9 protein-coding genes and 1 pseudogene are annotated in these 13,949 nt (G+C 54.5%); 8 read left to right on the forward strand and 2 right to left on the reverse strand.

Annotated elements, in window-relative coordinates:
- The first annotated feature begins 458 nt into the window (after nt 1–458).
- The 4 genes from C8K66_RS24500 (at nt 459) to C8K66_RS24515 (ending at nt 4,758) form a co-directional block, all read left to right on the forward strand.
- Nucleotides 459–2,081, forward strand: a complete 1,623-nt coding sequence (locus C8K66_RS24500; protein WP_108526172.1) for a VWA domain-containing protein — start codon at nt 459–461, stop codon at nt 2,079–2,081.
- Between the two features lie 38 nt (nt 2,082–2,119).
- Nucleotides 2,120–2,692, forward strand: a complete 573-nt coding sequence (locus tag C8K66_RS24505; RefSeq protein WP_017848620.1) for an RNA polymerase sigma factor — start codon at nt 2,120–2,122, stop codon at nt 2,690–2,692.
- A complete protein-coding gene (locus C8K66_RS24510; protein ID WP_108526174.1) occupies nt 2,689–3,276 on the forward strand; it encodes a hypothetical protein in 588 nt (195 codons plus the stop codon). The genes C8K66_RS24505 and C8K66_RS24510 overlap by 4 nt, the downstream gene beginning before the upstream one ends.
- A 417-nt stretch (nt 3,277–3,693) precedes the next feature.
- Complete coding sequence (locus C8K66_RS24515; protein ID WP_256591059.1) at nt 3,694–4,758, forward strand: 2,3-butanediol dehydrogenase; 1,065 nt, start codon at nt 3,694–3,696, stop codon at nt 4,756–4,758.
- Nucleotides 4,759–5,034: 276 nt separating this feature from the next.
- Here the strand turns inward: C8K66_RS24515 and C8K66_RS24520 are convergent, their stop codons facing one another.
- Both C8K66_RS24520 and C8K66_RS24525 read right to left on the reverse strand, forming a co-directional pair.
- Complete coding sequence (locus C8K66_RS24520; protein WP_046385090.1) at nt 5,035–6,654, reverse strand: methyl-accepting chemotaxis protein; 1,620 nt, start codon at nt 6,652–6,654, stop codon at nt 5,035–5,037.
- A 178-nt stretch (nt 6,655–6,832) separates the two neighbouring features.
- Nucleotides 6,833–7,012 (reverse strand): annotated as a pseudogene (locus C8K66_RS24525) (transposase domain-containing protein); the annotation flags it as partial.
- Between the two features lie 403 nt (nt 7,013–7,415).
- Between C8K66_RS24525 and C8K66_RS24530 the strand changes: the two are divergent.
- From C8K66_RS24530 to C8K66_RS24545, 4 genes are all read left to right on the forward strand, one after another.
- Nucleotides 7,416–8,635, forward strand: a protein-coding gene (locus C8K66_RS24530) for an IS3 family transposase (protein WP_371928167.1) whose coding sequence is annotated in 2 segments (ribosomal slippage) — nt 7,416–7,761 and nt 7,761–8,635 — 1,221 coding nt in all. Because the reading frame shifts where the segments join, the coding sequence is not laid out codon by codon here.
- A gap of 414 nt (nt 8,636–9,049) precedes the next feature.
- Nucleotides 9,050–10,486: an ABC-three component system protein gene (locus tag C8K66_RS24535; protein WP_108526180.1), complete on the forward strand. Its 1,437-nt coding sequence runs from the start codon at nt 9,050–9,052 to the stop codon at nt 10,484–10,486.
- Nucleotides 10,483–11,184: an ABC-three component system middle component 1 gene (locus C8K66_RS24540; protein WP_108526182.1), complete on the forward strand. Its 702-nt coding sequence runs from the start codon at nt 10,483–10,485 to the stop codon at nt 11,182–11,184. The genes C8K66_RS24535 and C8K66_RS24540 overlap by 4 nt, the downstream gene beginning before the upstream one ends.
- On the forward strand, nt 11,181–13,574 hold the full coding sequence (locus tag C8K66_RS24545) for an AAA family ATPase (RefSeq protein WP_108526184.1): 2,394 nt from the start codon (nt 11,181–11,183) through the stop codon (nt 13,572–13,574). The genes C8K66_RS24540 and C8K66_RS24545 overlap by 4 nt, the downstream gene beginning before the upstream one ends.
- The last annotated feature ends 375 nt before the right edge of the window (nt 13,575–13,949 follow it).

The following is a 13,949-nucleotide window of genomic DNA, read 5'->3' on the forward strand; positions in this document are numbered from 1 at the left end:
AGGTGGGAGGGAGCTTGCTCCCGATGGCGGTGGGTCAGTCACCCGATGCAGTGGCTGACGCTTGGTCATCGGGGGCAAGCCCCCTCCCACACTGATTGAGGTGTTATCTAAACCAGGATTCAGGCGGGGCAGCGCGCCGGGCTGAGTTAATCGTCTCGATTCTGGCACCACCGAAGATCAAATGTGGGAGGTGTTATCTAAACCAGGATTCAGGTGGGGCAGTGCACCGGGCCGAGTTAACCGTCTCGATTCTGGCACCACCGAAGATCAAATGTGGGAGGGAGCTTGCTCCCGATGGCGGTGGGTCAGTCACCCGATGCAGTGGCTGACAGTTGGCAATCGGGGGCAAGCCCCCTCCCACACTGATCGAGGTGTTATCTAGTCCAGGGTTTAACCCGAACACCCCGCACCTTGCGTCTGACCTTGTGAACGGATCATTCATTCACGAGGTTCAGTCCATGTCCCATCCTCTGCTTTTCCTGCGTCCTGCTGCCCAGGGCTTTGCGGTTACCTTGCTGGTGGCGCTGGCCGGTTGTGGGCTGTCTTCGTCCCCAGATTTAGCCAAACCGGCTGAGCCCGTCGCCGAGCTGCACAGCGCGCCGGTCCAGGGCGCGTTGGTCAAGCGCCAGGCGATGCCTGCACCGATGCGGATGCAGGAGTCGGCAACCCTGGATTACCAAAGCGAACCCCGCGAGCAGTACGCCAACCTGCCGGACAACCCGGTGCATCGGGTCGCCGAAACGCCGGTCTCGACCTTCAGCATCGACGTCGACACCGGCAGCTACGCCAACGTGAGACGTTTCCTCAACCAAGGCCGTCTACCACCCGAGGGCGCTGTGCGACTGGAGGAAATGCTCAACTACTTCCCCTATCACTACGCCTTGCCCACCGACGGTTCGCCGTTTGGCGTGACCACCGAACTGGCGGCCACCCCGTGGAACCCGCGCACCCAACTGCTGCGCATCGGCATCAAGGCCTCCGACCGCGCCGTAGCGCAGCTGGCGCCGGCCAACCTGGTGTTTCTGGTCGATGTGTCCGGCTCCATGGACCGCCGCGAAGGCTTGCCGCTGGTGAAAAGCACCCTGAAATTGCTGGTGGATCAATTGCGCGAGCAAGACCGCGTGTCGCTGGTGGTCTACGCCGGCGAGTCGCGCGTGGTGCTCCCTCCGACCTCCGGGCGCGACAAAGTGAAGCTGCGCAACGCCATCGACCAGCTCAGCGCGGGCGGCGCCACCGCCGGTGCTTCAGGTATCGAACTGGCCTACCAGATGGCCCGCGAAGGCTTTATCGAGCAGGGCATCAATCGCATCCTGCTGGCCACCGATGGCGACTTCAATGTCGGCGTCAGCGATTTCGACAGCCTCAAGCAAATGGCCGTGGAACAACGTAAAAGCGGTGTGTCGCTGACCACCCTCGGCTTCGGTGTGGATAACTACAACGAACACCTGATGGAGCAGCTGGCCGACGCGGGCGACGGCAACTACGCCTACATCGACACCCTGCGCGAAGCGCGCAAGGTGCTGGTAGACCAACTCAGCTCGACCCTGGCGGTGGTGGCGCGGGATGTGAAGGTGCAGGTGGAATTCAACCCGGCTCAGGTCAGCGAATACCGCTTGTTGGGTTATGAAAACCGCGCGTTGAAGCGTGAGGACTTCAACAACGACAAGGTCGACGCGGGAGAGATCGGCGCCGGGCACACGCTGACCGCGCTGTACGAAATTGTACCGAAGGGCCAGCAGGGCTGGCTGGAGCCGCTGCGCTATGCCTCTGCGCCTGCGGTGTCGGGCGCTTCCGATGAGTTGGCCATGTTGCGCGTGCGCTACAAGCCTGCGGCCGGTGGTGCGAGCCGCTTGATCGAGCGGCCGGTGAGCAACGCCGCGGCCAAGGCCAGCGACGACCTGCGCTTCTGCGCCGCCGTGGCCGCCTTCGCCCAGCAACTCAAGGGCGATGGCCGCTACACTGGCAGCATGAGTTTGCAGGACACCGCCGCACTCGCCCGCTCTGCCCGGGGCGATGACCCGTTCGGCTTGCGCAATGAATTCGTGCAACTGGTGGAAGTGGCGCAAAGCCTCAAACCTTGATCGTGAACACAACGACCAGAAAGGAGTTCGCCACCGACATGCCCGCTCCAGATGATTCACCCAGCGACGAATCGCTGCTGGCTCGCTACCGAAGCGGTGACGGCGCCGCGTTCGAAGCCTTATACGCGCGGCACCGCCAAGGTCTCTACCGCTTCCTGGTGTCCCTGAGCAACAAGGCCGAACTGGCCGAGGAAATTTATCAGGAGACCTGGCTCAGCCTGATCCGCAGCGCCACCCAGCCACAAGGCCGGGCGAGTTTTCGTACCTGGCTGTTCCAGATCGCCCGCAACCGCCTGATCGACTATTGGCGCAAGCACGGCATCCACAACCCGTTGCACGACAGTTACGATGAACAACTGCACGCCCAGCCCGACACCAGCGCCGGCCCCGAGCAGCATCTGAGCCTGAGCCGCGACCAGGCGCGTCTCGACGCCGCGTTGCAAGACTTGCCCGAAGACCAGCGCGAAGTCTTCCTGCTGCGCCTGCATGGCGACCTCGACGTGCCGCAGATCGCCGCCCTCACCGGCGCCCCGCTGGAAACCGTGAAAAGCCGCCTGCGTTACGCCCAGCAGAAACTGCGCCGCCTGCTGGCCGAGGAGATACCCGCATGACCGACTCCCGATACACCCCCGACCCCGACGACCTGCTCATCCAGCACGTGCGTCAACACAGCCGCGGCGAGCCATCGGCGTCCCTCGATGCCTTCATCCTCGCCACCGCCCGCCGCGAAACCCCAGCGCCGCAACCCAGCCGCTGGCAACGCTGGCTGCACGCCTGCCAACGCCCGCGCTGGCAGATGGCGTTCGCCACCGTCGCAGGGTTAGCGCTGATGATCGGCGTGGTCATGCGCTCGCCCGTGCCTCAACCCGACATCTCCCCGGCGACGTTCTCCGCGCTCCACCAAGAAAGCGCCCGCCCGGCCCCCGCGCCGATGGCCCGGATGGCCGTCGCGCCCAGAGCCGAAAGCGCGCCGGTCCAAGCCGAAATTGCCGGTGCGTTGTCGGATCAATCGCCGGCCAGGCTCAGCAAGCGCGCACCGGTTGCACTGCCTTCATTGGAAGAGGGCTTGCAGGAAATCGTCAACCTGCGGGCGGCCGGGGACAGCCAAGCGGCGGATGAGAAGCTGCTAGCGTTGCACGCGCGCTTTCCCCAGGAGGACTTGCCGGCGCGCCTGGAGGTGTTGCGCAAGCGCTGAACGCGGGGCGGGCGGTGAGACGCAACGTCTCGCCGTCTCATCGCCACCAGGTGTGGTCTGACATGGCGCGTCTCATTCGAGCGCGATCGCGGCCGCCCCTGGGTTTCCAGCGGACCGCTCTAAGCAAGGCCTGTTCAGGTGCTTTTGCGGATCTGGCACCGGCCTTGCTCTGGCTCTGGTAACCAGCCCGACTGGTGACCCAATAATAAAAACAGGTGCCCGATGTCCTGCCCAACTCCCTTTCCCGGTTCTGCCCGTGGCGGCGTCATGAGTCGCATGCCGCAACAGCTCAATCGACTGGTTCTGGACCTTGTGCTACCGCGCTGACGCCCCTCCTGGCGGACTCTTGCGGGGCGCCAGGGCCAATCGTTCCAAGGAGATTTCGCTATGACCCTTTCGATCAATCCGCAACGCAGCATGCGCGCCGCTGTCTGGCACGGCCGTCACGATATCCGCGTCGAAGACGTCCCGCTGCCCATTTCGCCGCCGGCCGGTTGGGTGCAGATCCGCGTGCAGTGGTGCGGAATCTGCGGGTCCGATTTGCATGAGTACGTGGCCGGGCCGGTGTTCATACCGGTCGACGCCCCGCACCCGCTGACCGGGATAAAGGGGCAGTGCATCCTCGGGCATGAGTTTTGTGGCGAGATCGTCGAACTCGGCGCCGGCGTAAAGGGCTTCAGCGTCGGCGAGCCGGTGGCGGCCGATGCGTGCCAGCATTGCGGCACGTGCTACTACTGCACCCACGGGATGTACAACATCTGCGAAAACCTGGCCTTCACCGGGCTGATGAACAATGGTGCCTTCGCCGAACTGGTCAACGTGCCCGCCAACCTGCTGTACAAATTGCCGGCGAATTTTCCCGCTGAAGCCGGGGCACTGATCGAGCCGCTGGCGGTGGGCATGCACGCAGTGAAAAAAGCCGGAAGCCTGCTCGGGCAAAACGTAGTGGTGGTCGGTGCCGGCACCATCGGCCTGTGTACCATCATGTGCGCCAAGGCGGCCGGTGCGGCGCAGGTGATCGCGCTGGAAATGTCCGGCGCCCGCAAGACCAAGGCCCGGGAAGTGGGCGCGACCCATGTGCTCGATCCGAATGAGTGCGACGCCCTGGCCGAAGTCCGCCGCCTCACGGGCGGGCTCGGCGCGGATGTCAGCTTCGAATGCATCGGTAACAAACACACGGCCAAGCTCGCAATCGACCTGATCCGCAAGGCCGGCAAGTGCGTCCTGGTGGGGATCTTCGAGGAGCCCAGCGAGTTCAACTTTTTCGAGTTGGTGGCGACGGAAAAACAGGTAATGGGCGCGCTGGCCTACAACGGCGAGTTCGCTGACGTGATCGCGTTTATCGCCGATGGACGGCTGGACATTACGCCGCTGGTGACGGGGCGCATTCAGTTGGAACAGATCGTGGGGCAGGGCTTTGAGGAGTTGGTCAAGAATAAGGAGCACAACGTGAAAATCATTGTGTCGCCTGCTCGGGTCTGAAGCGGGCGATGAGCAGTGCGTCACCCTTGCCACTTCGTTGTGAGTGGCAAGGGTGGCGTGCGGCTGATGGAATCTATCGACGGCCTCTCATGCCGTATTGCCGGAATTTGCCGACGAGTAGCGAGTCGCCACCGATCACCCGTCCGGCCTGGGCTTGTGGGTAAGCGCTGCATCAGCACATCTGCCAGACAGGCGTGCCGACATCAGCACGCGTTTGGTCAAGTCATCTATCGAGGCGTGATATGCCCCAAGCATGAATTTCGCTCGGCGCCTTTTTCACACCGCGAATCGGTTAACCAACTGATTCAGGTTGACCGCCAGTTTTGACATCTCACCGCTTGCACTGGCCGTCTGGCTGGCACCCGCAGCACTCTGAGTTGCCAGCTCGCGAATACTGACCAGATTACGATCAACCTCACGCGCAACATGCGACTGCTCTTCAGACGCCGTGGCGATCATGAGGTTACGCTCATTGATCTGAACAATGGCGGTGGCTATTTGATCCAGCGAGGTACTGGCCTCTTGGGCGACACCAAGTGATTCGGTCGCTAGGTCTCTGCTCGTATTCATCGCCTTCACGGCGAGATCAGAATCGTTCTGGATGGCAGCAATCATCTGCTCGATTTCTTGTGTCGACACCTGAGTGCGATGGGCCAACGCCCTTACTTCGTCAGCAACTACCGCAAACCCACGGCCTTGCTCGCCTGCGCGTGCTGCCTCGATAGCCGCGTTCAAAGCCAGCAGGTTGGTTTGTTCTGCAATGGCCCGAATCACCTCGACAACTTTAGTGATGCTCTGGGCACGATCTGACAACCCCTGAATCTGTTCACTCGTGTTCTCAACGTTCCCGTTCAGCTTTTGAATGGACTTCAATGTCTGAGCCACTCGCTCCAAACCTATTTCGGTATAGCCCTGGGTACGCTTTGACTCTTCGGAAGCCGACTCCGCGTTACGAGCGACCTCATCAACAGCTGCGCTCATTTCTGTGACCGCTGTGGCAGCCTGATTGACCTCGTCATTTTGGGCGACAAGACTCCGACTCGACTCCTCAGTGACCGCTGTCATCTCTTCTGACGCAGAGGCCAGTTGGGTGGACGAATCGGATATCTGCATAATTGTAGTTCGCAGATTTGTCTGCATCTGCGCGAGGGCTTTCAACAGTCGTCCAGCTTCATCAGTCCCGCTGACCAATACCTCTTTGGAGAGGTCGCTGGCCGCGATACGCTCCGCGACAGACAGGGCATCTTTAATCGGAGAGGTAATACTTTTCGTCAACAGCAATGCCAAACCAACTGTCAGGGCGACAACGGCAGCAATAAGGCCGACAACCAACCACAACCCATTGTTATAAAGATCGGTTGCGTTTTGCCCAGCCTGCGCCGCGCCGTCGTTGTTAAAGTTGGTCAAGTCTTTGATCTGCATTTCCATCGTGTTCGTCAGAGGGCGGATGCCGGTCTTCACCAGGCTGACCGCCGCCGCTACGTCACCCTGCCTCATCAACGGTTCAAGACTATCCATTAGTTTGGAGTAGGCATCGGCGCTGTTTTTTACCGGTGTATAAAACGAACGCTCCTTATCACTCGCTATCAGAGGCTCATAATTCGCCACCGCATCGTTGAACGCCTTACGGTAGCTGGCGAAGCTATCAATCGTCTTTTGTATCGACTGAGGGTCAGCAAGGCCACGCTGTGTTTCGAGCCTCAAGCGAAGGGCTGTACTGTTCATCAGCTCCGTTTGTCGGATGCTAGCCATCCAATTGAGTTCGACGTCTTTTTCGGAGTCCCTCAGCTTGCCCATTTGCACGACTGCGAATGCGCCGAGCACAAAAACCAACGCAATAATCAACGCGAAAAACAGGGCAGCGCGTGGCGCTACGTTGAGATTTCTAAGGTGCATACAAGATTCCTGTTTTCCAACGGTTGTTGATATGTTCAACAGGCTATCGACTCAAAGCCGGAAACTTTAAGGATGTCGTCGAAAGGCGATGTGGTTGGCGAACGCCTGGCCGGTGGAGCTTGCCTTGCTTCAATCTGCGGGGGGAGCCAGCTCCCGAAGCCGTCATGCACAAGGACTTTCATGCGAGTTGCGCGGTAACCGAATGGGCATTACAGGTTGCGTAACGGTAACCCGTTATGCGGCAACAACCCGGGGATCTTACTGGCGCGCTGGTTAGTACATCCTTGAGATAACCAGATGGATCATGCCCATTGAGCTTGGCCGACTGGATCAGGCTCATCAGCGCAGCTGCGTGTTGGCTGCCGAGACCCAGCTAAGACCGTGAAGTAGAGGCCGTTCCCGTCTTGCTCGCGATAGGTAGCGTGGTCAGGTTCCAGGCCGGCGAGCGTGGTGTTTGCTAAGGGGCGGCTTTCTGTATGCCTCCAGTTATAGGAGTCTCAAGGCATGCATTGTGGGAAGTTATCGGGTTGGAGAGAGATGGATTGCCAGAAATAAGAAAGCCCGCACGGGGTGGGCTTCTTGGGGGGGTTCGTAGACTGTCTGAGACAGCCAGAAACTAGTATGTGGTGCACCCGGCGTCGTTTGAACTGAGCAGGAAAAGTGCCGTATTTACTGGGTATTGCTGTGTGCGTGAACGAGCCCCATGAAAGACGGGACACCGTTTCCCCCTTACGATAAGGGATAGGCAAACGGTTATGTTTATGACTAACAGCAACGATAAGAGTGGTGAGCTTTTGGGTCAGGAGCGGCGACGCCGCTGGAGCCCGGAGCAAAAACTGGCCATGGTTCGCGAGAGCCTTGAGCCAGGGCAAAGTGTGTCGGTCGTCGCTCGGCGCAACGGCATCAATGCCAACCAGTTATTCCTGTGGCGCAAGCCGTATCAGGACGGCAGCCTGTCGGCGGTCAGTGCTGGCGAAGCCGTGGTGCCGGCCTCCGAGCTGAGCGATGCGCTCAAGCAGATCCGTGAACTGCAACGGATGCTGGGCAAGAAAACGATGGAAGCCGAAATCCTCAAAGAGGCCGTGGAGATCGCCCGGTCGCGAAAATGGATTGCGCACTCACCCTTGTTGCCGGGGGACGACCAGTGAAACTGGTCAGCAAATGTCTCGGTGTGTCGCGCTCGCAACTAACGGTTCGAATCAAGCAATCGGTATCGCCCAAAGTACGGCGACGTCGGCTCGTGAACGATACGGAATTGGTCGCTGAGATCAAGCAGCAAGTCAGCGAGCTACCAAGCTATGGCTACCGCCGCGTTTGGGGCTTGTTACGCCGCGAACGTGAAACCCGGTCGCGGCCACCGATCAACGTAAAGCGGGTCTATCGCGTCATGCGCGACCACAATCTGTTGCTGGAACGACGCATCAAGCAACCTGGCGTGCAACGCCGGCATGAAGGCCGCATCGCCGTTCAAACCAGCGACACTCGTTGGTGCTCGGACGGCTTCGAGTTCCGCTGTGACGATGGTGCGAAGTTGAGTGTAACTTTTGCTCTGGACTGCTGTGACCGAGAAGCCATCGGCTGGGTCGCCAGCCCAACAGGCTACAGCGGTGATGACATCCGAGACTTGATGTTGGAAAGCGTGGAGAAGCGTTTTGGCGATCAACTGCCAAGCACGCCGGTGCAGTGGCTGAGCGATAACGGCTCGGCTTATATCGCCGAGCAGACGCGTCTGTTTGCTCGCCAGATCGGCTTACAGCCGGTAACTACACCGGTGCGAAGCCCCCAGAGCAACGGTATGGCAGAGAGCTTCGTGAAGACGATCAAGCGTGATTACGTTGCGCATATGCCCAAACCGGATCGAGAAACGGCGCTGCGCAATCTGACGATTGCCTTCGAGCATTACAACGAGCAGCATCCGCACAGCGCGCTGAAATATCGGTCACCAAGAGAGTTTAGGCGCTTGGCAGCAGCATCAATTTAACGGGGAGTTGGTGTCCGGTTTGATAGGGGCAAGTCCAGACCGTTCGACGGTGATTCATCAGACTTTCATCGAACCAGCGCCCTTCGTTTACAAAGGCAGCTAGCGGTCAATAGCTGCCATTCATGAGTGCGCTGTCGACAGGTAGAAGCCGGTCGCGCACCCACTTAACTTTTTTCGGGCTAGTAGGATTCAGGGCGACTATGTGAGATCTCAATCTCGCTCATCCCTATGCGACAACACTGCGTAAGTTAAGCGTGACAACAGATTGAACGCGGCTTAGGGTAGAGAAACAGGAAGATAGCAGTTGGCCACAGTTTTCTCTTATTATCCATGTCCGCGTAGGGAGACGCTTTTTCAGCCAGTCGACGTCTCTGCTCCTCGCTTATATTTGGTGCTGGTGCTGGAGATTATCTGATGGCTTTCGATGCTTCACCCTCCTGGAGCGGCTTCAATTACCAGGGTAAAATCGCTCTTTATCATGCGCTAACGCTTATCAATGCGAAGTCCATAGATCATGACTTTTCAACCACTCACCTGATGCTTGAGGCCAATGAAGATTTCGAGATCATCATTGCGGGCTCTCCAATCTCATTCCATCAAGTCAAAGCCTACAACTCCAGTACCTTCGGTGAATATTCCGACGCCTTATTTGGGCTTACGATTGAGCTCTATAAGCGAAAGGGTGTTGTCGGCTATATTCATAGCTGGTTAACCATTAATGACAGACCAAACTGTAAAGGATTACTTGAGTCTGTAAAGAATGACTTCGATACCGTACTCAAAGAATACCGTGATGCCGAGCCTAAAATCGGTGCCACGATAATTGAAAAAGCAGCTAGCGGTGGCAGAAAACTAGAAAAAAAATCGTCCATCTTACGGGCTGCGCTTCCAGATTATGATGCCGAGGAAATCGCCGCTGTCATTAACGCCATCAGCTTGCAGGAAAGCGATGCTCTAGCTCGCCTGGAATGTTACCTGTATGACGACGGCAACTCATACTGCGACCTCGACAAAATCAATGACAAGATAAAAAAGCAGCTTTCTATCGCCCTTAATGCCCGTGGAATTCCGATTACACAAGAACAGCTCGAAAAGGCACTTAATTATTTCTTCGGAGTAATAGACGGGTACATTATTCAGCGCCACAAAGCAAAAACCACGGCGGCCCCCGCCCCTATCACTTTCGTGGAAGTCATTGCCGCCCTGAACTTCGATCACGAAGATGTGGGTAAACATTATGTCGCCTGCCGTTTTAAGGAGCGTTTTTCACGAATTATAGACGAGTATCTCGGGGATGATTCCGATTATCCTCAGTCAGTGATTGTTGAACCGTGCAATTTGAAAGCTGCCCAGAGAACACTGCTGTTACTAAGCCCTTCGGAACTATGGGAGCAATACAGGTATTTTTCCCCCCAGCTTTCGCTCGACAGTGCTAACAATCTTGATAATGCATTTAGTGCCAGCGATGAAGGAATTCGGCATTGTCTACTAAAAATACTCCACAGCATTGATTTCGCGATGATATCCCAAGGCGCTGAACGCTACCGTTTCTCTTACAAGTGTAGGTCGATTCCACCCCAGAGCTATCTTCCGACGACCATCACAATGGTTGGTAGGGTCAGTCACACGATTCGGCAATTGAATTCAAATCCATGCCTGAGCGAACTGCTATTTGAGGTTCGCAATCTGATTTATTGTGGTAGTGAGATATATCCTTTCATCCCCGATATCGAAAAAAGTACGATGCCACCTCGTTCTATTGAGGAGGAAACTCGCACTAAGCGAGATGATACTCTATCAGAAATAACCCTTATGCCTCTGCAGGACGCGAAGGATGCACTTACGAAATGATTAAAATCCTGAAAAATATAATGGTAAGCAACGGCTTGGTTGTGGTAGATGTCGACGTAGATTCCGAAATATCTGATTTTTATTTGTACAGAGGTAGCAGTAGTCAGCGCGAGGAATACTTTCTTGTACTTGAACTGACTGACACCAGCAATGAAACGCTAAGAAAGTTTCTCGACGAGAAGGCTCAGGAGATTTTTGAAGATATTCAGAAGTCCGGCAAGGTGGAGATATTCTTCGAAAAGAACTGTACGATGCTTATCTGCATCAACTCCGAGAAGCTTGATCCGGAGCTCGTTTTGGCGCTTGAAGAAGACCCATACAACTTCAAAAAAAATGTCATTATCTATTCGGATAGCGAACTAGCTGAACTTGATAATTATTTAGTAAGTCGTCCTATGGAGGCATTTACTGGCGACATGATTAACGATGTTTTGAACGCGAATGACGGAAGGGATTTTTTAGCTTTTAAGTATCAGCGGGGGCGAAACGTACTCTACGATTTGGTTATCAGAGTCGTCCTAAAACTACCTTTTCTTGTATACAAGCCCCGCGAGCAAAAACTGGAAAATTTATCAGAAAAAATTGATGAAGCTATTTCTGATGATAACTATGAAATATTTAACCATATGCTGAAAGCAGAATGGACAGATGAGAATGTTCTGGATCATGTGGAGTCTATCTGGGGGGACAAAATATGATCACCTTGAGCAAAGTGACCCTGAAGAATTTTAAAGTCTACGGTGGTGAACCGTACACAATAAACTTTGAAGATAGCCGCCTCGTGCTATTGGATGGGCCAAATGGATATGGTAAGACGTCCGTGTTTGATGCCATTGAATTAGCACTGACCGGCACCATCCGTAGGCTGCTAGTGCTTGAGAGCCGGCAGAACCCGTCCGACGTTGTCGTTGCTCATAATGGCGATAATAATGTTGAGATAACGATTGAACTTCTCGGGGAGGACGGTAATAGACGTATCTTCCAGCGTAGCTTGAAAACCAATATAACGAACGCTGCGAGGCGCATAGGGAATTTCTCTGATCTGTGGGAAATTAAAGAAATTATTGATGATCTACCACACGCCGTTCATAGCAGCACGCTCGATACGTACTTCAATAGCAAAGATTTCTCCCGAGATTTCTGTCTGTTTCACTACATCGAGCAAGAAGACACGTCTCGATTCCTCAAGTCGAACTCCGAGGCTCAACGTGCAGAGGAGCTGTCAAAGCTTTTCGGTGATACCGTTGAATCCGAACAAAAGCTTCAAAAACTCACCGACATAAAGAAAAAGCTGTTCGTGGCCCGCCGGAATGCTAGATCAACAATAGATAATATTAAGAGTCTTCATAACCTATCTGAAATTAACAATTTATCAGAGGGGGAGACTGAACAGCATATTTCTGCCTTGCCGTGGCTGAAGGAAGAGAACGCCCCATTTTGGGATAAATCTACTATTACGCAGCTCAATGAGCAAAGGCTGAATAAAGCAATAATTGAGCTTGATAAGATTCGCGCACTTTATGCCTACAAAGACTTCTTTCTGCGATCTCGCCGATATCACCGCGCCGCGCAAGAGCGAGAATTGATTGAGTTATATGTTGGGTACTCGAGAATATACCAAAACCTTCCTGATATAGAAGCGAGCTATAAGCACTACCAGTTTGTCAAGAGGTCGAGCGAAGTTCTAGGCGGAAGTGATCTAAAGTTTATATATGAAAACTTGGATGTTGCCCGATTGTACGAGCTTTTGAACTTCGGAAGCCCTGAAGCGTTCACCTTTAGTATAGCGTCAGTCATTGAGCTCGCAGACAAGTCGAGTGGTCTTAATTCAATCTACACCGAGCTTCTCAAACATCATAAGGGCATGCATGATTGTATCCAGGCCCAATCCAGTGAGACTGTGTGCGGGCTCTGTGGACATGACTACGGGAACCATGACGCACTGAGTCAGGCTATTATTGATCATGGCCACTTGTTGCGCACGGAACTTGGCGACAAAGAGCGCATTTTGGTGACCGCACGGGAATCGTTCGAAGATACTCATACCCGGCCCCTCTCGAAAGCTTGCGCGGACTTCCTTTCACGACGTGACCCTCCTTCACAAACAGAATTGTCACGTGTCGCAAAGGCTGCGGCCTCCAAAGAGCGTCTTGAGCGGCTACGTAAGTGGTTAGCTAGCGAAAGAATTTCCGACGAAGATCTTGTTGCTCATGATTTTCCGGTGAGAGGCGGTGAGACTTATGTGTCAGAAAAAGCTGATTTGCTGTCGGAACGGATCCGTTCACGCATCGGCCCTTCACCCGAGGAATATCATGTTCTGTTCGGCGAAGAAATTTATGAGCGCACTTACATTGACTATTTCGAACAAGATCATGAAAAGCTTCGCAGCTTTGATCCTAGCGTGCTTGACCACAAAGAGCGATTTGTTAAAGCTCGATACTTTAGTTCTCTTACTGAAGTTGCGGCACAGTTAATTAAGCTGGAGCGGCAAGAGAAACTGCTCGAACTAGGTCTTGAAGATACGACTAAGTTGATAGATGTTGTCAATGGTCAAATAGGGCGGTACCGCAAAAAACTGATTACTGATATTGAGATTCCATTCTACATATATTCTGGGAAAATTCTTCAGAGCCATCAAGCAGGGTTGGGTCAGGGCGTATTTATCAAGGATCCTCTAGGCAATGACGTATTGAAGAATGTGCGCCTTGTGTCTGATTGGAAGACAGATCATGACATCATGAACACAATGAGCTCCGGGCAGATCTCAGCTGTTGTGATCGCCTTGACGTTGGCCCTAAATCGCGTATATGCGAAGAGTTTCTCCACTATCCTCATCGACGATCCTGTGCAGACAATGGATGACATCAACATGTCGTCTTTGGTAGAACTTCTGCGCAACGATTTCAGCGACAAGCAAGTAATCTTATCCACACACGAGGACAAGGTTGCGCGTTACTTTACCTACAAATACATCAAGCACAGTGGAACGGTAAAAATTGTCAACCTGATGCAGCGCAAGGAATACGTGCCTACTAACAGCTACGTATACCGTGGAGCCATGAAGTCTGAAGCCCCGTCAGCAGGATAATACGAAGAGGAGGGACAAGGAGCATGTGTAATCGATCGCTGCTCGTAGATTTTGCTAACCCCCTGCTTCAAGATCAAGTGGAGCAAAACTTTGGGATCTGATCAAGCTAGGGGCAGCCCGATACTCTAGGAATAGTCCGATAAGCTCTTTTTCGATCCAAAGCTGAGGATGGCGACAAGTGGAGAGCTGACGATCCTGTTGAAAAATCTGGCATGGTTTTCATGCTAAAAAAGAATTGGTCTGACTCGCATTTCACGTATTGGCATCCAAGAGAGTTGTTTTCAACTATCAATACTGGAGCTTTCGGGTAATCCAACTGTTTTCAACAGAATCGGCCGTTAGGTAATAGCGCTACCTCAAAGATGGACTGTGTTA

Origin of the sequence: Pseudomonas sp. GV105, from assembly GCF_003058185.1 — a bacterium.
Classification (GTDB): domain Bacteria; phylum Pseudomonadota; class Gammaproteobacteria; order Pseudomonadales; family Pseudomonadaceae; genus Aquipseudomonas; species Aquipseudomonas veronii.